This window comes from Mesorhizobium sp. M0618, from assembly GCF_040320765.1.
GTDB lineage: Bacteria > Pseudomonadota > Alphaproteobacteria > Rhizobiales > Rhizobiaceae > Mesorhizobium.
This window is the reverse complement of record NZ_JAMYQH010000006.1, coordinates 16,269-36,287: the sequence shown is the minus strand read 5'-3', so window position 1 is coordinate 36,287 and position 20,019 is coordinate 16,269. Positions and strand designations below refer to the sequence as shown.

Below are 20,019 nucleotides of genomic sequence, written 5' to 3'. Positions count from 1 at the left end.
ATCAGCCGGCGAGTATACGCTCGATCGCCGGGCGGTTCAGCCCCTTCAGGCCGATGACGACGAGACGCGAGCGGCGGTCGTCCTGCGCGGTCCAGGCGCGGTCATAGTAATGATTGACGCGCGGCCCGACGGCCTGCAGCAAGAGCCGCATGGGCTTGCCGCCGACCTCGACGAAGCCTTTTACGCGCAGCACGTTCTCTTCTTCGGCGACGGTGGCGACGCGCTTTGCCAACTCGTCCGGATTGGCGATCGAGGCAATGTCGACGATGAAGGTGTCGAAGTCGTCATGCTCATGGTCGAATGCGCCGTCATGGTGGGACTTGCGGTTTTCGATGTCGTCCTCGACGGCGAGACCGAGCCCGAGTAGCACGGAGGGATCGACCTTGCCATGCGACGTCGGCACGATCTTCACCGCGCGGGCGGAATGTTCGTTGATGATGGCGTTGGCGCGGGCGGTGCCGGCGGCGTCCATCAGGTCGCTCTTCGACAGGATGATCAGGTCGGCGCAGGCGATCTGATCCTCGAACACTTCTTCCACCGGATCGTCATGGTCGAGCGTCTCGTCCCCGGCGCGCTGCGCCTGCAAGGCGTCCATGTCGTTGGCGACGCGGCCTTCGGCCAGCGCCGGGCCGTCGACCACGGCGATGACGCCATCGACTGTGACGCGGCTCTTCACGCTCGGCCACTGGAAGGCCTGGACCAGCGGCTTGGGCAGCGCCAGGCCCGAGGTTTCGATCAGGATGTGGTCGACCCTCGGCGTCAGCGCGAGGATCTTGTCGAGCGCCGGCACGAAATCGTCGGCGACGGTGCAGCAGATGCAGCCATTGGCCAGTTCGACGATGTTTTCCTCCGGGCAGGTGTCGATGCCGCAGCCCTTCAAAATCTCGCCGTCGATGCCGATGTCGCCGAATTCGTTGACGATGATGGCAATGCGTTTGCCGCCGGCGTTTTCCAGGAGATGGCGGACCAGCGTCGTCTTGCCGGCGCCGAGGAAGCCGGTGACGACGGTGCAGGGAACGCGCGAGACGGAAGCAGTCATGATCAGTCCTTCAACAGGTCGAGGGGAGGGATGCGGGCAACGAGGCCACGCTTCAGGCTATCGGGGCGGCCGCGCCATGGAATCAGGCCGTCCTTCGAGGTGGCGAAGAGCTTGGCGCCTGTCACGAGGTCGGCGCCGCCGGTCGTGGTCAGGTCGCCGAAGACATAGCTCCAGCAGCCGTCGCGCAGGATGGCGGCGCTGAGGCGCCGCTTGCAATTGCCGAGGCATTCGACGCTGCGGATGCGGATGTCGTCGCCAGATGCGGCGCGGCGCGTGTCGTCCGCCAGCAATTCGCCGGCGCGGGGATGAGCGTCGGCGCCGGTCTCATCGCGGCAGGAGGCGCAGACGATGATGGTGACGCCGGCCAAGGCATCATCATGGCCGGACGAGATATCCGCTGTGCCAGCCGAAAAACTGCTGTCGTGGTCCAAGATCGGGCTCCTTGCCCGGAAACCCGCCGGGCGATCGGATTCTAAAGTCGCAGACGGCAGGTCTCCTGGCTCGCGGGTCATCGCCTTGGTAGCCGCCTTCCCGGGAACTCCCCAGTGGCTTTCGGCCTTGGCTCTTCGCTTACAGTTGCGGGGACAGCCGCGGATTTGGGATTTTGCCCCGCACCGCATTCCCTCTTAGCTCTTGCCGTTGCGGGCAAGAGACCATCTGAACCGGATTTAGGCTTTTGCGGGCGGCGGTGTCAACGCGAGCTTACGACATGGCGATGTCGGCCAGCGCCGGACCCAAATCGCCGGCCGGGGTCACTTCCATGCGTTCGAGACCGAGCCAGCCCTGCATCTGCTTCAATTCCTCGAACAGCTCTGCAGCGGTTTCAGGCGGCGCGCCAGCCTCCGCATAGGCCGCATGGACGCGCAGTATGCTGGCCGGGCGATCGGCCTTGAGGTCGACGCGTGCCACGATCCTGTCGCCGAGCAGGAACGGCAGGACATAATAGCCGTATTGCCGCTTGTCGGCCGGCGTGTAGATCTCGATGCGGTAATGGAAATCGAACAGCCGCTCCGTGCGCGAGCGCTCGAAGACGACCGGATCGAACGGCGCCAGCAGGGCGCGGGCCTTGATCTTTCGGGGCAGACGGGCGTCTTTGTGAAGATAGGCGGGCTTGTCCCAGCCTTCGACACGCACCGGCAGCAACTCGCCCGTTTCAACCAGTTCCTCCAATCGGCCTTTCATATCGGCCGGCGACAGGCGGAAATAATCGCGCAAATCGCCTGAAGTGCCCACGCCGTGGGCGCGGGCGGAAATGCGCAGCAATTCGCGGTGCGCGTCCTCGGGCGTGGGCACCGGCAGGTCGAGGACCGCCTGCGGCAGCACGCGCTCGGGCAGGTCATAAAAACGCTCGAACCCGCGACGGTGCGCCGTGGTGATGCGGCCGGCCCAGAACAGCCATTCGAAGGCGTGCTTGGCATGGCTCCAGCCCCACCAGCCGCCCGAGCCTTTCTGGCCCTCCAGCGCGGAAGCGGCGATCGGGCCGCGCTCGGCGACCTGACGGTAGATCTCTTCGATATAGGCAGCGTGTTCGCGGCCCCATTTGGCGAGCCCCAGATACATTTCCTCGCCGCGCTCGGCGCGCTGCATGCGCCAGCGCATCAGCGGGTATGTCTCGACCGGCAGGAAGGAGGCCTCGTGCGCCCAGTATTCGAAAACCGTGCGCTTGCGCGTCACGGCCGCGTTGTCGAGCAGCGAGAACGGGTAGGGGCCAAGGCGCGAATAGAGCGGCATATAATGAGCGCGCACCACCGCGCTGACGGAATCGATCTGCAACAGACCGGTGCGGGAGAGGGTGCGAGCAAAATGCCGGCGGTCGGGCGTACCGGTCGGGCGGGGATCGAGAAACCCCTGGGCGGCAAGCGCGATGCGACGGGCCGTGGGGAGCGAGATCTTTTCCTTCATGCAGGCATCACTTTGAAGTGTTTTGACCGAGGGTCGAATGGCTGATTCCAACCCATGCTAGCAGGGTTTTGGCGGCATCCATGTCAGGAGAGAAAAGTGGAGTGAAAAGCGAAGGAAATCAAACAGGAGCGGATCGGACCAGTTTGCCGCGATATGCCGTCCAGGTCGGTGTTTTGAACAAGGTTTGACTTGCTTCGCTGGAAGTGCTGCGCTAACCCTCGCCGCGTTGCAGCATAGGCCCTTAAAACGGTTCAGCGGTTAAACTGTCACGCTTCCGCATTAGGGTCCGGTGCTGTAAATCAAAGTGGATTGGCACCAACGGAAAGCCGAGCATGAACGCACTCTTGAGCTCATACCTGCCCATCGTCCTGTTCATAGGCGTGGCGCTGGTTGTCGGCCTGGCGCTGCTGGCCGCACCCTTCCTGGTGGCCTACCGCAATCCCGATCCCGAAAAGCTTTCCGCCTACGAGTGCGGTTTCAACTCGTTCGACGACGCGCGCATGAAGTTCGATATCCGCTTCTACCTGGTGTCGATCCTGTTCATCATCTTCGACCTGGAAGTGGCCTTCCTGTTTCCGTGGGCGGTGTCGTTTTCGAAGATCGGCATGCTCGGTTTCTGGTCGATGATGGTGTTTTTGGCGGTGCTGACCATCGGCTTTGCCTATGAATGGAAAAAAGGAGCGCTGGAATGGGATTGAACGACAGTTCAGGCACCCTCGTCGCGCCGAAGCCCAAGGGTATTATCGATCCCAACACCGGCAGGCCGGTGGGGGAGGACGATCCCTTCTTCCTCGAGATCAACAATGAGTTGGCCGACAAGGGCTTTTTGGTCACTTCGACCGAGGCGCTCATCACCTGGGCGCGCAGCGGGTCGCTGATGTTCATGACGTTCGGCCTCGCTTGCTGCGCGGTCGAGATGATCCACACCTCGATGCCACGCTATGATTCGGAGCGGTTCGGCGTCGCGCCGCGTGCGTCCCCGCGCCAGTCCGACATCATGATCGTCGCCGGCACGCTGACCAACAAGATGGCGCCGGCGCTGCGCAAGGTCTACGACCAGATGCCGGAACCGCGCTACGTCATCTCGATGGGCTCCTGCGCCAATGGCGGCGGCTACTACCATTATTCCTATTCGGTGGTGCGCGGCTGCGACCGCATCGTGCCGGTCGACATCTATGTGCCCGGCTGCCCGCCGAGCGCCGAAGCGTTGCTTTACGGCATTCTTCTGCTGCAGAAGAAGATCCGCCGCACCGGCACGATCGAACGGTAAATCCATGACCGCATCCCTGAGCGAACTGTCGACATATCTCGGCGAGAAGCTGATCGGCCGCGTGAACGACGCGGCGATTGCCTATGGCGAACTCACCGTTCAAGTCGAGCCACGCGATGTGGTCGAGGTGATGACCTTCCTGCGCGACGATGCGCGCTGCCAGTTCATCTCGATCGTCGACGTCTGCGGCGCCGACTATCCGTCGCGGGCCAAGCGCTTCGACGTCGTCTACCACCTGTTGTCGCCGAAGCAGAATGTGCGCATCCGCGTCAAGGTGCAGGCCGACGAGGAAACCATGGTGCCGTCGATCACCGGCGTGTTCCCCGGCGCCGACTGGTTCGAGCGCGAGACCTACGATCTCTACGGCGTGCTGTTTTCGGGCCATCCCGATCTGCGTCGCCTGCTGACCGACTACGGTTTCGAAGGCCATCCGCTGCGCAAGGATTTCCCGCTGACCGGATTCGTCGAGGTGCGTTACGACGACGAGGCCAAGCGCGTCATCTATGAGCCGGTCGAGCTCAAGCAGGAATTCCGCAATTTCGATTTTTTGTCCCCGTGGGAAGGTACGGATTACGTGCTGCCGGGTGACGAGAAGGCAAAGCAGTAAATGGCTGAAACTTCGGTCCGCAACTTCAACATCAATTTCGGCCCGCAACACCCTGCGGCGCACGGCGTTTTGCGCCTTGTGCTGGAACTGGACGGCGAAGTCGTCGATCGCGTCGATCCGCATATCGGGCTCTTGCATCGCGGTACCGAAAAGCTGATCGAAGCCAAAACCTATTTGCAGGCGATCCCTTATCTCGACCGGCTCGACTATTGCGCGCCGATGAACCAGGAGCACGCCTTCGCATTGGCCGCCGAGCGCCTGCTCGGCATCGAAGTGCCGAAACGCGGGCAGCTGATCCGCGTGCTCTATTGCGAAATCGGCCGCATCATGTCGCACATCCTCAATGTGACGACGCAGGCTATGGACGTCGGCGCGCTGACGCCGCCGCTGTGGGGCTTCGTCGAGCGCGAAAAGCTGATGGTGTTCTATGAGCGCGCCTCCGGTTCGCGCATGCATGCCGCCTATTTCCGTCCCGGCGGCGTCCATCAGGACCTGCCGCAGAAGCTGGTCGAGGACATCGGCAAGTGGATCGACCCGTTCCTGAAGTCGATCGACGACCTCGATCAGCTGCTGACCGGCAACCGCATCTTCAAGCAGCGCAATGTCGATATCGGCATCGTCTCGCTGGCCGATGCCTGGGCCTGGGGTTTTTCGGGTGTGATGGTGCGCGGCTCGGGTGCACCCTGGGACCTGCGCAAGTCGCAACCCTATGAATGCTATTCGGAAATGGATTTCGACATTCCGATCGGCAAGAACGGCGACTGTTTCGACCGCTACCTCGTGCGCATGGAAGAAATGCGCCAGTCGGCGAAGATCATGCGCCAGTGCGTCGATCTCCTGCTCGGCAAGGAAAGCGCCGGCCCGGTGTCGAACCTCGACGGCAAGGTGGTGCCGCCCAAGCGCCAGGCGATGAAGCGCTCGATGGAAGCGCTGATCCATCACTTCAAGCTCTACACCGAGGGTTATCGTGTACCCGCCGGCGAGGTCTATGCCGCCGTCGAAGCGCCGAAGGGCGAATTCGGCGTCTATCTGGTTTCCGACGGCTCCAACAAGCCCTACCGCTGCAAGCTGCGCGCGCCGGGTTTCGCGCATCTGCAGGCGATGGATTTCCTCTGCCGCGGCCACATGCTGGCCGACGTCACCGCCGTTCTCGGCTCCCTCGACATCGTGTTTGGTGAGGTCGATCGCTAAATGTCAGTCCGCCGTCTCGCAGAAGCCAGCGCCCAGCCAGCATCCTTCGCCTTCAACCGGGCGAATGCCGCGGCTGCGAAGCAATGGATCAAGAAATATCCGAAGGGCCGTGAGCAGTCGGCCATCATCCCGCTGCTGATGATCGCACAGGAGCAGGAAGGCTGGGTGACGAAGGCGGCGATCGAGACGATCTCCGACATGCTCGGCATGCCGCGTATCCGCGGGCTCGAGGTCGCGACCTTCTACACGCAGTACCAGCTGAATCCGGTCGGCACGCGTGCGCATATCCAGGTCTGCGGCACCACGCCCTGCATGCTGCGCGGTTCGGAAGCGCTGATGGATGTCTGCCGCTCCAGGATCCATCACGACCAGTTCCACGCCAACGACAAAGGCACCTTGTCCTGGGAAGAGGTCGAATGCCTTGGCGCCTGCGTCAACGCGCCGATGGTCATGATCTTCAAAGACACGTTCGAGGATCTGACGCCGGAACGCCTGGCTGAAATCATCGATCTCTATGACGCCGGCAAGGGTGCTTCGGTGGAACCGGGGCCGCAGAACGGCCGTACCGGCTCGGAGCCGGCCTCCGGCCTCACCACGCTGAAGAGCGAAAAGGCGATCCTCAAGTCGACCCGCGAAAGGGAAGCCAGGGAGGCAGCCAAGGCCGCCAGGGCGGCGCCCGACGCGATCATCGCAGCGCCCGTGCCGGCACCGGCTGCGGCCCCTGTCGCACCATCCAACACCAGCAAGCCGAAGACCGACGCCCCTGAAACCAGCCCGGCATTGAAGACGCCTTCGAAAACCAAGGTCGCGCCGGCGGTCGAAAAGGCGGCGAGCGTTGCCGCCCCACTGCATTCGGCCGCCAATGCCAACAAGGCAGACTCCAAGGTCGAGCAGGTTTCCAAGCAGCGCAACGGTCCAATAACCAAGGCCGAGCCGGCATCCGCCTTCAAGGCGCCGGAGGTCAAGGTACCGGCAGCCAAGCCGGCCAAACCGTCGCTCGAGGACAAGAACCGTCCGGCCGGCATCGATAAACCGGTACAGGTCGATGACCTAAAGCTGATCTCCGGCGTCGGCCCCAAGATCGAGGGCATCCTGCATACGCTGGGCATTTTTACCTTCGCGCAGGTCGCGTCGTGGAAGAAGGCCGAAAGCGAGTGGGTGGATGGCTATCTCTCTTTCCAGGGCCGCATCGATCGCGACGACTGGGTCAAGCAGGCCAAGGCGCTCGCCAAGGGTGGCGTGGCCGAATACATCCGCGTCTTCGGCAAGAAGCCGGTCTGAGGGACGAAAAATGCTCGGGGATAAAGACCGCATCTTCACCAATATCTACGGCCTGTTCGACAAGTCGCTGGCCGGCGCGATGGCGCGCGGCGCCTGGGACAACACGCCCGGCATCGTTGCCAAGGGGCGCGAGTGGATCGTCAACGAGATGAAGGCGTCGGGCCTGCGCGGTCGCGGCGGCGCAGGCTTCCCGACAGGGCTCAAATGGTCGTTCATGCCCAAGCAGAGCGACGGCCGGCCGAGCTATCTCGTCATCAACGCCGACGAATCCGAGCCCGGCACTTGCAAGGACCGCGACATCCTGCGCAACGACCCGCACACGCTGGTCGAGGGCGCGCTGCTTGCCGGTTTCGCCATGGGCGCGATTGCCGCCTACATCTATGTGCGCGGTGAGTTCATCCGCGAGCGCGAGGCGCTGCAGCGCGCGATCGAGGAAGCCTATGAGGCCAAGCTGATCGGCAAGAACAACACCTCCGGCTATGATTTCGACATCTACATGCACCACGGCGCCGGTGCCTATATCTGCGGCGAGGAGACAGCGCTCCTCGAAAGCCTCGAAGGCAAGAAGGGCCAGCCCAGGCTGAAGCCGCCATTCCCTGCCAATGTCGGCCTCTATGGCTGCCCGACCACGGTCAACAATGTCGAATCGATCGCGGTTGCGCCGACCATCCTGCGCCGCGGTGCGGCCTGGTTCTCGTCCTTCGGCCGGCCAAATAATGTCGGCACCAAGCTGTTTTGCATCTCCGGCCACGTCAACAATCCGTGCACGGTCGAGGAGGCGATGTCGATCCCGTTCCGCGAGCTCATCGAGACGCATTGCGGCGGCATTCGCGGCGGCTGGGACAATCTTTTGGCGGTCATACCGGGCGGCGCCTCGGTGCCGCTGGTGCCGGCCGAGCAGATCATCGACGCGCCAATGGATTTCGACGCCTTGCGCGACCTCAAATCCGGCCTTGGAACCGCGGCTGTCATCGTCATGGACAAGTCGACCGATGTCGTGAAGGCGATTGCGCGGCTTTCCTACTTCTACAAGCACGAGAGCTGCGGGCAGTGCACGCCATGCCGCGAAGGCACCGGCTGGATGTGGCGGGTGATGGAACGGCTGGTGCGCGGCGAGGCGCAGAAGCGCGAGATCGATATGCTGCTCGACGTCACCAAGCAGATCGAGGGCCACACGATCTGCGCGCTGGGCGACGCGGCGGCATGGCCGATCCAGGGTCTGATGCGGCATTTCCGCGGCGAAGTGGAGCGGCGCATCGACGAGTTTTCGCGCAATGCGCACCGGGCCGAGCCTGTGATGGTGGCGGCGGAATAGAATAACGTTTTATGCGGATGAAAGTCCGCAGCGAAGGGCGGGGCGAACGAAGAAACGACCAGGAGAACTCTATGGCGCCGTATTCGAACCCGCTGATGCCCAATTTGGACCAGATCGAGAAGATGAACCAGGACTTGACCAGGATGATGCCGAAGGAGATGGCCAGCGCCGTCAACCTTTTCGTGCATCCCGTGGCGGGTGCGGCGGCGATGTCGGCGCTTGGCCTCGGGCTCGCCAACCACGCTTTCGGCGTCTGGCTGGGCGCGCTTTCGGGAGCGACTGAGGCCTCGCAACGGCTGCTGCAGCCGATCGTCGATGATTTCGAGGCGCGCGTCGCGCAGTTCGACGATCCGAACTCTTCCTCCACCAAGGCGCGGGCGACGGCGAAAACCATGATCGCCGAGGCGCAGTCCTTCGCCCGGGAGGTCACCGATATTGCCGCCAAGGAAGCCGCCACTGCCGTGCCGGCCGCAAATGCGGCTCCGGCTACGGGCGGCGCCGGCGATGCGCTGATGCCCGAGGATTTCAGGCAGCCCAACGCCATGGAGAAGCCGGCCAAACCGGCGGATCTCAAGGCCATCTCGGGCATCGGGCCGAAGCTGGAAAAGGTTCTCAACGGCCTCGGCATCTGGACGTATGCCCAGATCGCGGCATGGACGCCGCAAGAGGTTGCCTGGGTCGAGGACTATCTGTCGCTCGGCGGCCGCATCGGCCGCGACGATTGGACAGCCCAAGCGGCGGCGCTCGCCGTCAAGAAGTGAATGAAGTGCCCGACGTGGTCTCGACCGCGTCCGGAAAAAGAGATTGCGGGAACTCCGCAGGGGTTTGAGGCGAATGGCAAAGCTCAAGGTCGACGGGAAAGAGATCACTGTACCCGACCACTACACGCTGCTGCAGGCGGCTGAAGACGCTGGCGCGGAAGTGCCGCGCTTCTGCTTCCATGAGCGGCTGTCGATCGCCGGCAATTGCCGCATGTGCCTGATCGAGGTGAAGGGCGGGCCGCCCAAGCCGCAGGCCTCCTGCGCCATGAATGTGCGCGACCTGCGTCCCGGCCCGAATGGCGAGGCGCCGGAAATCTTCACCAACACGCCGATGGTCAAGAAGGCCCGGGAAGGCGTGATGGAGTTCCTGCTGATCAACCATCCGCTGGATTGCCCGATCTGCGACCAGGGCGGCGAATGCGACCTGCAGGACCAGGCGATGGCGTTCGGCGTCGATTCCTCGCGCTATCACGAGAACAAGCGCGCGGTCGAAGACAAATACATCGGACCGCTGGTCAAGACGGTGATGAATCGCTGCATCCACTGCACGCGCTGCGTCCGCTTCACCACCGAAGTCGCCGGCATTTCCGAACTGGGCCTGATCGGCCGTGGCGAGGATGCAGAGATCACCACCTATCTCGAACAGGCGATGACCTCGGAGCTGCAGGGCAATGTCATCGACCTTTGCCCGGTCGGCGCGCTGACCTCGAAGCCATTCGCCTTCCAGGCGCGACCGTGGGAGCTGACCAAGACCGAATCCATCGACGTGATGGATGCGGTCGGCTCGGCGATTCGCGTCGATAGCCGGGGCCGCGAAGTGATGCGGATCCTGCCGCGCGTCAACGAACAGGTGAACGAGGAGTGGATCTCCGACAAGACCCGCTTCATCTGGGACGGTCTGCGCACACAGCGTCTCGATCGCCCTTATGTGCGCAAGGACGGCAAGCTCGCGCCGGCAAGCTGGGCCGAGGCCTTTGCCGCGATCAAGGACGCGGTATCGAAGGCGGCACCCGAGAAGATCGGCGCCATATCGGGCGATCTTGCCGCGGTTGAGGAAATCTACGCGCTCAAGCTGCTGATGGCTTCGCTTGGCTCGAAGAATACCGATTGCCGCCAGGATGGTGCCGCACTCGATCCGGCGCTGGGCCGGGCGAGCTACATCTTCAACCCGACCATCGAAGGCATCGAGCAGGCCGACGCGGTGCTGATCATCGGCGCCAACCCGCGCTATGAAGCTTCGGTGCTCAACGCCCGCATCCGCAAGCGTTGGCGGATCGGCAATCTGCCGGTCGGCGTCATCGGCGATGTCGGCGACACGCGCTACGACTACGAACAGCTGGGCGCCGGACCGGATTCGCTGAAGGATTTGGCGGATGGCAATGGCAAGTTCTTCCAGGTGCTGAAGAAGGCGACGCATCCGCTGATCATCGTCGGCCAGGGTGCGCTGGCGCGTGCCGATGGCGCGGCCGTGCTCGGCCAGGCGGCCAAGCTCGCCGCCGCCGTCAACGCTGCCCGCGCCGACTGGAACGGCTTTGCCGTGCTGCACAATGCGGCCGGACGTGTCGGCGGCCTCGATCTCGGCTTCGTGCCGGGCGAGGGCGGCAAGACCGTCGCCGGCATGCTGGGCGAAATGGAGCTGCTGTTCCTGCTCGGCGCCGACGAGATCGACATGGCCAAGACCGGCGGCGCCTTCATCGTCTATATCGGCACGCATGGCGACCAGGGCGCGCATCGCGCCAATGTCATCCTGCCGGCGGCCGCCTACACGGAAAAGTCGGCCACCTATGTCAACACCGAAGGCCGCGTGCAGCAGACCAACCGCGCCGGCTTCGCGCCGGGCGAGGCGCGCGAGGACTGGGCGATCCTGCGGGCACTGTCGGATGTGCTGGGCAAGAAACTGCCGTTCGATTCGCTGCCGCAACTGCGCGCCAAGCTCTATGGCGAATACCCGCATCTGGCCCGTATCGACCAGGTCGCGGCCGGCAATGCCGAGGACATCGCTGGGGTGGCGAAGCTCGGCGGGCGGCTGAACAAGGGCACCTTTACGTCGCCGGTGACGGATTTCTACCTGACCAACCCGATCGCGCGGGCATCGGCCGTGATGGCGGAATGCTCGGCACTGGCCAAGAGCGGCTTCAAGCAGGCGGCGGAATAAGCATGGACACTTTCTTCTCCTTCTACGTGCTGCCGGCGCTGCTGATCCTGTTGAAGTCGGTCGTGCTGATCGTCGTGCTTTTGATCTTCGTCGCCTACATCCTCTACGCCGACCGCAAGATCTGGGCGGCGGTGCAACTACGCCGTGGCCCGAACGTCGTCGGCCCTTGGGGCACGCTGCAAGCCTTCGCCGATCTGCTGAAATTCGTCTTCAAGGAACCGATCATTCCATCGGGCGCCAACAAGGGCGTGTTCCTGCTGGCGCCGCTGGTGTCGGCGGTGCTGGCGATCTCGGCCTGGGCGGTCATCCCGGTCAATCAGGGCTGGGCGATCGCCAACGTCAATGTCGGCATCCTCTATGTCTTCGCCATCTCCTCGCTCGAGGTCTACGGCGTGATCATGGGCGGCTGGGCCTCCAACTCGAAATATCCGTTCCTCGGCGCGCTGCGTTCGGCGGCTCAGATGGTGTCCTACGAAGTCTCGATCGGCTTCGTCATCGTCACCGTGCTGCTCACCGCGGGCTCGCTCAACCTCACCGATATCGTGCTGTCGCAGCATGATGGTATCGGTACGCGGCTTGGCCTGCCCAATACGTTCCTCGACTGGAACTGGCTGGCTCTGTTTCCGATGTTCATCATCTTCTTCATCTCGGCGCTGGCCGAGACGAACCGGCCGCCTTTCGATCTGGTGGAAGCCGAATCGGAACTGGTCGCCGGCCACATGGTCGAGTACTCGTCGACGCCGTTCCTGCTGTTCTTCCTCGGCGAGTATGTCGCCATCGTGCTGATGTGCGCGCTGGCCACCATCCTGTTCCTCGGTGGCTGGCTGCCGCCCTTCGACTTCGCGCCGTTCACCTGGGTGCCGGGCGTCATCTGGTTCGTGCTGAAAGTCTGCTTCGTGTTCTTCGGCATCTCCATGGTGAAGGCGTTCGTGCCGCGCTACCGCTACGACCAATTGATGCGGCTTGGCTGGAAAGTGTTCCTGCCGATCTCGCTGTTCATGGTGGTCGCCACCGCGGCCTTCCTCAAGATCACGGGGTTTGCGTGATGTCCGCTCTTTCCCAAGCCGCCAAATCGCTGCTGCTGCAGGATTTCGTCAGCGCTTTCTTCCTGTCGATGCGCCAGTTCTTCGCGCCGAAAGAGACGATCAATTATCCGCACGAGAAGGGGCCGACCAGTCCGCGCTTCCGCGGCGAGCATGCGTTGCGCCGCTATCCCAATGGCGAGGAACGCTGCATCGCCTGCAAATTGTGCGAGGCGATCTGCCCGGCGCAGGCCATCACCATCGAGGCCGGTCCGCGGCGCAATGACGGCACGCGCCGCACGGTTCGCTACGACATCGACATGGTGAAGTGCATCTATTGCGGCTTCTGCCAGGAAGCCTGCCCGGTCGACGCCATCGTCGAGGGGCCGAATTTCGAATTCGCGACGGAGACACGCGAGGAACTCTACTACGACAAGGACAAGCTGTTGGCGAATGGCGACCGGTGGGAGCGCGAACTGGCGCGCAACATCTCGCTGGACTCGCCCTACCGCTGATATTTGACGCATGGGCGGGGCAGGGGCCTCGTCCAGAGGATGATCCCGAAAAGTTGCGGACTTTTCGGACCAGATCATGCTCCGGATACAGAGTGGCCCATGTTTCTTTCGATCGGGCCTTTCAACCCGATCGGAACATGGGCTAGGACAACGCGGCTTTGGAACCGGAGGCGGAACCAGGCCAGAGACAACAAACAGGACGAGCGTCCTGTTCGTACAGGAACCCGGGGGATCCCCAATGTTGAGTGGACTAGAGGCGGCCTTTTTCTACCTCTTCGCCTTTGTCGCGGTGGCGTCGGCGTTCATGGTCATTTCGTCGCGCAACCCCGTGCATTCGGTGCTGTTCCTGATCCTGACCTTTTTCAACGCCGCCGGCCTGTTCATGCTGACCGGGGCCGAGTTCCTGGCGATGATCCTGCTCGTCGTCTATGTCGGCGCGGTGATGGTGCTGTTCCTGTTCGTCGTCATGATGCTCGACGTCGATTTCGCCGAGATGAAGGAAGGCTCCCTGCAATATGCGCCGATCGGCGCGCTGGTCGGGCTGATCCTGGCGGCGGAGCTGATCGTCGTTCTCGGCGGCTATACGTTCGCGCCGCAGCTCGCTTCGACGGTCTCCAAGCCCATTCCGGATCTCGCCACGCGGACCAACACCGCCGCGCTCGGCGACATCCTCTATACCGACTACCTCTACTACTTCCAGATTTCGGGCCTCATCCTGTTGGTCGCCATGATTGGCGCCATCGTGCTGACGCTGCGCCATAAGCCGGGCGTCAAGCGGCAGTCGATCGCGGCCCAGGTCGGCCGCACGCCGGCGACCGGCATGGAAATCCGCAAGGTCAAGACAGGCGAGGGACTCTGAGATGGTTGTCGGCATCGCACATTATCTGACCGTATCGGCTGTTCTGTTCACGCTCGGCGTGTTCGGCATCTTCCTGAACCGCAAGAACGTCATCGTCATCCTGATGTCGGTCGAACTGATCCTGCTGGCGGTCAACATCAATTTCGTCGCCTTTTCGGCGGCACTCGGCGATCTGGTCGGTCAGGTGTTCGCGCTGTTCGTGCTGACGGTCGCGGCGGCCGAGGCCGCCATCGGACTTGCCATTCTCGTCGTCTTCTTCCGCAACCGCGGCTCGATCGCGGTCGAAGACGTGAACATGATGAAGGGTTGACGGAACCACCATGTATCAGGCCATCGTCTTCCTTCCCCTGCTCGGCTTCCTGATCGTCGGCCTGTTCGGCACGTCGCTCGGCGCCAAGGCGTCCGAATACATCACCTCCGGTTTCCTGGTGATCGCGGCCGTGCTGTCGTGGGTCGCGTTCTTCACCATCGGTTTCGGCCATGGCGAGGTGTTCACCGTGCCGGTGCTGCGCTGGATACAGTCGGGTGGGCTGGAAGCGTCCTGGGCGCTCCGGATCGACACGCTGACGGTGGTCATGCTGGTGGTGGTCAACACCGTCTCGGCGCTGGTCCACATCTATTCGATCGGCTACATGCACCACGATCCGAACCGGCCGCGCTTCTTCGCCTATCTGTCGCTGTTCACCTTCGCCATGCTGATGCTGGTGACGGCGGACAACCTCGTGCAGATGTTCTTTGGCTGGGAAGGCGTGGGGCTGGCGTCCTACCTGCTGATCGGCTTCTGGTACAAGAAGCCGTCGGCCAATGCCGCGGCAATCAAGGCCTTTGTCGTCAACCGCGTCGGCGATTTCGGCTTCGCACTCGGCATCTTCGGCGTGTTCGTGCTGTTCGGCTCGGTCAATCTGGGCACCATCTTCGCCAATGCGGCAACGTTCATTCCGGCCGAAGGCGCCCCGCACGGCGCCGCGGTGCTGACCTTCCTCGGCTATGCGCTGGACAAGCAGGCGGCCATGACGATCGTCTGCCTGCTGCTGTTCATGGGCGCCATGGGCAAGTCGGCGCAAGTGCCGCTGCACACCTGGCTGCCGGATGCCATGGAAGGCCCGACGCCGGTTTCCGCGCTGATCCATGCCGCCACCATGGTGACGGCCGGCGTGTTCATGCTGGCCCGGTTGTCGCCGCTGTTCGAATTGTCGCATTCGGCGCTGACTGTCGTGACCTTCATCGGTGCCTTCACCGCCTTCTTCGCGGCGACGGTCGGTCTCGTCCAGAACGACATCAAGCGCGTCATCGCCTACTCGACCTGCTCGCAGCTCGGCTACATGTTCGTCGCACTCGGCGTCGGCGCCTATGGCGCGGCGATCTTCCACCTGTTCACGCATGCCTTCTTCAAGGCGCTGCTGTTCCTCGGCTCGGGCTCGGTCATCCATGCCGTGTCCGACGAGCAGGACATGCGCAAGATGGGCGGCCTCAGGAAACTGATCCCGACCACCTACTGGATGATGGTGATCGGCACGCTGGCGCTGACCGGCGTCGGCATTCCGGTGACGGTCATCGGCACCGCCGGCTTCTTCTCCAAGGACGCCATCATCGAGAGCGCCTTTGCCGGCCACAATTCGGTTGCCGGCATGGCCTTCGTGGCTCTGGTCGTCGCCGCTTGCTTCACCTCCTTCTACTCCTGGCGGCTGATCTTCATGACCTTCCACGGCAAGCCGCGGGCGAGCCATGAAGTGATGCACCACGTCCATGAATCGCCGCCTGTGATGCTGGTGCCGCTGTTCATCCTGGCCGCTGGCGCACTGTTTGCCGGCGTCATCTTCCACGGCGCCGTCATCGGCGAGGGCTATGCCGAGTTCTGGAAGGCATCGCTGTTCACGCTGCCTGACAACCACATCCTGCACGACATCCACGAATTGCCGCTGTGGGTCGAACTGTCGCCCTTCATCGCCATGCTGATCGGCTTCGCGCTGGCCTGGAAATTCTACATCCGCTCGCCGGAAATGCCGGTCAACCTCGCCGCGCAGCATCGCGGGCTGTACGCCTTCCTGCTCAACAAGTGGTATTTCGACGAGCTCTACGACTTCCTGTTCGTGCGGCCCGCCAAGCGCCTCGGCCATTTCCTGTGGAAGACCGGCGACGGCACCATCATCGACGGCCTCGGCCCGGATGGCATTTCGGCGCGCGTCGTCGATGTCACCGACCGCGTCGTCAAGCTGCAGACCGGCTATCTCTACCACTATGCCTTCGCCATGCTGATCGGCGTTGCCGCACTCGTCACCTGGATGATGCTCTGATGACCGCCTGGCCAATCCTCTCGCTGGTCACCTTCCTGCCGCTGGTTGGTGTGCTGCTTATCCTGTTCATCAATGACGACAGCGAAAATGCACGCCGCAACATCCGCGCCATCGCGCTGTTGACGACGACGTTCACGTTCATCATCTCGCTGTTCATCTGGACCGGATTCGACAATTCGCAGTCCGGCTTCCAGTTCGTCGAGAAGGTCGCCTGGCTCGACTCCGGCATTTCCTACCATATGGGCGTCGACGGCATCTCGATGCTGTTCGTCATCCTGACGACGTTCCTGATGCCGCTGTGCATCCTGGCGTCGTGGGAATCGATCGAGAAGCGGGTCAAGGCCTACATGATTGCCTTCCTGCTGCTCGAAACGCTGATGATCGGCGTGTTCTGCGCGCTGGACATCGTGCTGTTCTACGTCTTCTTCGAAGCCGGCCTGATCCCGATGTTCATCATCATCGGCGTCTGGGGCGGCAAGCGGCGCGTCTACGCCTCGTTCAAGTTCTTCCTCTACACGCTCGCCGGCTCGGTGCTGATGCTGCTCGCCATCATGGCGATGTTCTTCCAGTCCGGCACAACCGACATCCCGACGCTGCTGACCCACAACTTCCCGGCCAACATGCAGACCTGGCTATGGCTTGCCTTCTTCGCCTCCTTCGCGGTGAAGATGCCAATGTGGCCGGTGCACACCTGGCTGCCCGACGCGCACGTCGAGGCGCCGACGGCGGGCTCCGTCATCCTGGCCGGCATCCTGTTGAAGATGGGCGGGTACGGCTTCCTGCGCTTCTCCTTGCCGATGTTCCCGCTGGCGTCGGAAATGTTCGCGCCGCTGGTCTTTGCGCTGTCCGTCGTCGCCATCATCTACACCTCGCTGGTGGCGCTGATGCAGGAAGACATGAAGAAGCTGATCGCCTATTCGTCGGTTGCTCATATGGGCTTCGTCACCATGGGCATCTTCGCCATGAACCAGGAAGGCGTGCAGGGCGCGATCTTCCAGATGCTCAGCCACGGCCTCGTCTCCGGCGCGCTGTTCCTGTGCGTCGGCGTCATCTACGACCGCATGCACACACGTGAGATCGCCGCCTATGGCGGCCTGGTCAACAACATGCCGAAATACGCCACGGTGTTCCTGATCTTCACCATGGCCAATGTCGGCCTGCCCGGTACCAGCGGCTTCGTCGGCGAGTTCCTGACCATGCTGGGCGTGTTCCGGGTCAACACCTGGGTGGCGTTCTTCGCCGCCACCGGCGTCATCCTGTCGGCCGCCTACGCGCTCTGGCTCTACCGCCGGGTGATCTTCGGTGCGCTGACCAAGGACAGCCTGAAGGGCCTGCTCGATCTGTCGCTGCGCGAGAAGGTGATCATCTACCCGCTGGTCGTTCTGGTCATCTTCTTCGGCGTCTATCCCGCCCCGGTCTTCGACGCGACGGCCGAATCGGTCAAGTCGCTCGTCACCAATGTCACTGCATCCATCGGCGCCGCGCAGACCGCGGCGGCGAACTGACCAGAGGTTTTGCGAACCATGACGCCGGACCTTCTCTCCAGCCTGTCGCTCTCGACGCCAGAGCTGATCCTTGCCGTCGGCGCGCTGGCGCTGCTGATGGTCGGAGCCTATTCGCGCGCCAACACGGCCAACACGGTAACCGGCCTTGCGGTTGCCGTGCTGGCGATCGCGGGCGCCTGGCTGATCTTCCGAACCGGGCAGGGCAGCGCTTACGGCAATGCCTTCATCCAGGATTCCTTCGCCCGCTTCATGAAGGTGCTGGCGCTGGTCGGCTCGGCGGTGACGCTGGTGATGTCGATGCGCTTTGCCAAAGCTGAACGCTTCGACAAGTTCGAATATCCGGTGCTGATCCTGCTCTGCACGCTCGGCATGATGCTGATGATCTCGGCCAACAGCATGATCGGCCTCTATCTCGGGCTCGAGCTGCAGTCGCTGGCGATCTATGTGCTGTGCGCGATCAATCGCGACAATCTGCGCTCGACCGAAGCAGGCCTCAAATATTTCGTCCTCGGCGCGCTGTCGTCGGGCATGCTGCTCTATGGCATCAGCCTGGTCTACGGCTACACCGGCAACACCGGCTTCCAGGAGATCGCTTCTGCGCTCGGCAGCGGCGAGCGCCAGCTCGGTCTCGTTTTCGGCCTCGTCTTCGTGCTGGCGGGCCTTGCCTTCAAGATCTCGGCGGTGCCGTTCCACATGTGGACGCCAGATGTCTATGAGGGCGCGCCGACACCGGTGACGGCCTTTTTGGCGGCAGCACCGAAGATGGCGGCGATGGCGCTGATGGTGCGCGTCACCATGGGTGCGTTCAAGCCGATCGCCTCCGACTGGCAGCAGATCATCGTCTTCATCTCGATCGCCTCGATGGCGCTTGGTGCTTTCGCCGCCATCGGCCAGACCAACATCAAGCGGCTGATGGCCTATTCCTCGATCGGCCATATGGGCTATGCGCTGGTCGGCCTTGCCGCCAACAGCCAGGCCGGCGTGCGCGGCGTTGCCATCTACATGCTGATCTATCTGGTGATGACGCTCGGCACCTTCGCCTTCATCCTCGCCATGCGGCGCAAGGAAGGCAATGTCGAGCAGATCAGCGAGCTGGCCGGCCTGTCGTCGACCAATCCGATCATGGCGACGATCCTGACCATCCTGATGTTCTCGCTGGCCGGCATCCCGCCGCTCGCCGGCTTCTGGGGGAAATGGTACGTCTTCCTCGCCGCCATCAACGCCAATCTCTATGCGCTGGCGATCATCGGCGTGCTGGCCTCGGTGGTGGGCGCCTATTACTATTTGCGCATCATCAAGATCATGTGGTTCGACGAACCGGTCGGCGGTTTCGTGCCGATGGCGACGGAATTGCGTGTCGTGCTCGGCGTCTCCGGCGCCTTCGTGCTGTTCTACGTGCTGATCGGCGGGCCGATCGGCACCTATGCCGAAGCCGCCGCCAAGACGTTTTTCTAATCGGCATGGCATTTCGGCTGGCTCCAACCTCGGCGTCGGATGGGTTCCGGCTCGAGGCGCATGAGAGCGTCGGCTCCACCAATGCGCTGGCACTGGACCACGCAAGGGCAGGCGACCCCGGCAAATTGTGGGTCGTTTCCAAGAAACAGGAAAGCGGGCGTGGCCGGCGCGGCCGCGTCTGGGCAACCCCCGAAGGCAACCTCGCGGCGACGCTGCTGGTCATCACCAAGGCAGAGCTTCGCCTTGCCGCGACGCTGGGCTTCGTCGCCGGGCTGGCGCTGGCCGATGCACTCGATGCCGTGGTGCCGAAGGGCCGGATCGCCATCGGCCTCGACGGTGGCAGCGAAGGGAAAAACCGTTTCGAGCTGAAATGGCCGAACGACGTGCTTGCCTCCGGCGCCAAGCTGGCCGGCATCCTGCTGGAATCGGCAATTCTGGAAGGCGGCCGTTTCGCGGTGGCGGTCGGCATAGGCGTCAATGTGGTGGCATACCCCGAGGATTTGCCCTATCCCGCAACATCACTCAGCGCGCTGGGTGCGGCATGCGATGCGGAAACACTTTTCCTGGCGCTGTCGGATGCCTGGAGCGAGAATGCCCGGTTGTGGGACGAGGGGCGCGGACTTGCCGCCGTCAGGCGTCGGTGGCTTGATCGTGCTGCGGGGCTCGGCGGCGAGGTTGCTGTCAGAATTGACGGTAATGTGGTGCGTGGGGTGTTCGAGACCATTGACGAGGACTGCCGTTTCGTGATCCGCGACGATGAAGGTTCGGTTCGGACGATCGCCGCCGGCGATGTGCATTTCGGCGCGGTCGCTTCGGCCAGGGCATAGGGCCGTTCATGAACGGTTCTA

The 20,019-nt window shown here is 63.0% G+C and carries 19 protein-coding genes and 1 riboswitch; of the genes, 16 read left to right on the top strand and 3 right to left on the bottom strand.

Annotated elements, in window-relative coordinates:
• Position 1 precedes the first annotated feature (1 nt).
• The 3 genes from cobW to NKJ04_RS08710 form a co-directional block, all read right to left on the bottom strand.
• Positions 2–1,039 (bottom strand): cobalamin biosynthesis protein CobW, encoded by a 1,038-nt coding sequence (gene cobW / locus NKJ04_RS08720; RefSeq protein ID WP_352674366.1) that lies wholly within the window; start codon positions 1,037–1,039, stop codon positions 2–4.
• A 2-nt stretch (positions 1,040–1,041) separates the two neighbouring features.
• The gene (locus tag NKJ04_RS08715) at positions 1,042–1,470 is read right to left on the bottom strand and encodes a DUF1636 family protein (RefSeq protein WP_352674364.1); all 429 of its coding nucleotides are present in this window, start codon (positions 1,468–1,470) and stop codon (positions 1,042–1,044) included.
• 38 nt (positions 1,471–1,508) lie between these two features.
• A riboswitch (cobalamin riboswitch) is annotated at positions 1,509–1,712 on the bottom strand.
• 29 nt (positions 1,713–1,741) lie between these two features.
• Entirely contained in the window at positions 1,742–2,941 is a 1,200-nt protein-coding gene (locus NKJ04_RS08710; RefSeq protein ID WP_352674362.1) for a winged helix-turn-helix domain-containing protein, read from the bottom strand.
• A 332-nt stretch (positions 2,942–3,273) separates the two neighbouring features.
• Here NKJ04_RS08710 and NKJ04_RS08705 point away from each other — a divergent pair, with 332 nt between their 5' ends.
• From NKJ04_RS08705 to NKJ04_RS08630, 16 genes are all read left to right on the top strand, one after another.
• Positions 3,274–3,639: an NADH-quinone oxidoreductase subunit A gene (locus NKJ04_RS08705; RefSeq protein ID WP_010910112.1), complete on the top strand. Its 366-nt coding sequence runs from the start codon at positions 3,274–3,276 to the stop codon at positions 3,637–3,639.
• A complete protein-coding gene (locus NKJ04_RS08700) occupies positions 3,630–4,211 on the top strand; it encodes a NuoB/complex I 20 kDa subunit family protein (protein ID WP_013531090.1) in 582 nt (193 codons plus the stop codon). The genes NKJ04_RS08705 and NKJ04_RS08700 overlap by 10 nt, the downstream gene beginning before the upstream one ends.
• A gap of 4 nt (positions 4,212–4,215) precedes the next feature.
• Positions 4,216–4,818 (top strand): NADH-quinone oxidoreductase subunit C, encoded by a 603-nt coding sequence (locus NKJ04_RS08695; RefSeq protein WP_352674360.1) that lies wholly within the window; start codon positions 4,216–4,218, stop codon positions 4,816–4,818.
• A complete protein-coding gene (locus tag NKJ04_RS08690) occupies positions 4,819–6,009 on the top strand; it encodes an NADH-quinone oxidoreductase subunit D (protein WP_352674358.1) in 1,191 nt (396 codons plus the stop codon).
• The gene (locus tag NKJ04_RS08685) at positions 6,010–7,290 is read left to right on the top strand and encodes an NADH-quinone oxidoreductase subunit E (protein WP_352674357.1); all 1,281 of its coding nucleotides are present in this window, start codon (positions 6,010–6,012) and stop codon (positions 7,288–7,290) included.
• 10 nt (positions 7,291–7,300) lie between these two features.
• The gene (gene nuoF / locus NKJ04_RS08680) at positions 7,301–8,605 is read left to right on the top strand and encodes an NADH-quinone oxidoreductase subunit NuoF (protein ID WP_023812385.1); all 1,305 of its coding nucleotides are present in this window, start codon (positions 7,301–7,303) and stop codon (positions 8,603–8,605) included.
• Between the two features lie 71 nt (positions 8,606–8,676).
• Positions 8,677–9,366 carry a helix-hairpin-helix domain-containing protein gene (locus NKJ04_RS08675; RefSeq protein WP_352674356.1) on the top strand — a complete coding sequence of 230 codons (690 nt, stop codon included), beginning with the start codon at positions 8,677–8,679 and terminating at the stop codon, positions 9,364–9,366.
• Positions 9,367–9,439: 73 nt separating this feature from the next.
• Positions 9,440–11,521 (top strand): NADH-quinone oxidoreductase subunit NuoG, encoded by a 2,082-nt coding sequence (nuoG, locus tag NKJ04_RS08670; protein ID WP_352674355.1) that lies wholly within the window; start codon positions 9,440–9,442, stop codon positions 11,519–11,521.
• Between the two features lie 2 nt (positions 11,522–11,523).
• The gene (gene nuoH / locus NKJ04_RS08665; protein WP_352674353.1) at positions 11,524–12,567 is read left to right on the top strand and encodes an NADH-quinone oxidoreductase subunit NuoH; all 1,044 of its coding nucleotides are present in this window, start codon (positions 11,524–11,526) and stop codon (positions 12,565–12,567) included.
• Entirely contained in the window at positions 12,567–13,058 is a 492-nt protein-coding gene (gene nuoI, locus NKJ04_RS08660; protein WP_023812382.1) for an NADH-quinone oxidoreductase subunit NuoI, read from the top strand. Before nuoH ends, nuoI begins: the two co-directional genes overlap by 1 nt.
• Positions 13,059–13,296: 238 nt before the next feature.
• Positions 13,297–13,917 (top strand): NADH-quinone oxidoreductase subunit J, encoded by a 621-nt coding sequence (locus NKJ04_RS08655; RefSeq protein ID WP_352674351.1) that lies wholly within the window; start codon positions 13,297–13,299, stop codon positions 13,915–13,917.
• Position 13,918: 1 nt separating this feature from the next.
• Complete coding sequence (nuoK, locus tag NKJ04_RS08650) at positions 13,919–14,227, top strand: NADH-quinone oxidoreductase subunit NuoK (RefSeq protein ID WP_010910101.1); 309 nt, start codon at positions 13,919–13,921, stop codon at positions 14,225–14,227.
• Positions 14,228–14,237: 10 nt separating this feature from the next.
• Positions 14,238–16,211 carry an NADH-quinone oxidoreductase subunit L gene (gene nuoL, locus NKJ04_RS08645; protein WP_352674349.1) on the top strand — a complete coding sequence of 658 codons (1,974 nt, stop codon included), beginning with the start codon at positions 14,238–14,240 and terminating at the stop codon, positions 16,209–16,211.
• Positions 16,211–17,716, top strand: a complete 1,506-nt coding sequence (locus tag NKJ04_RS08640; protein WP_127331476.1) for an NADH-quinone oxidoreductase subunit M — start codon at positions 16,211–16,213, stop codon at positions 17,714–17,716. The genes nuoL and NKJ04_RS08640 overlap by 1 nt, the downstream gene beginning before the upstream one ends.
• Before the next feature lie 18 nt (positions 17,717–17,734).
• The gene (gene nuoN / locus NKJ04_RS08635) at positions 17,735–19,171 is read left to right on the top strand and encodes an NADH-quinone oxidoreductase subunit NuoN (protein WP_352612443.1); all 1,437 of its coding nucleotides are present in this window, start codon (positions 17,735–17,737) and stop codon (positions 19,169–19,171) included.
• A gap of 5 nt (positions 19,172–19,176) precedes the next feature.
• The gene (locus NKJ04_RS08630; protein ID WP_023812378.1) at positions 19,177–19,998 is read left to right on the top strand and encodes a biotin--[acetyl-CoA-carboxylase] ligase; all 822 of its coding nucleotides are present in this window, start codon (positions 19,177–19,179) and stop codon (positions 19,996–19,998) included.
• Positions 19,999–20,019 lie beyond the last annotated feature (21 nt).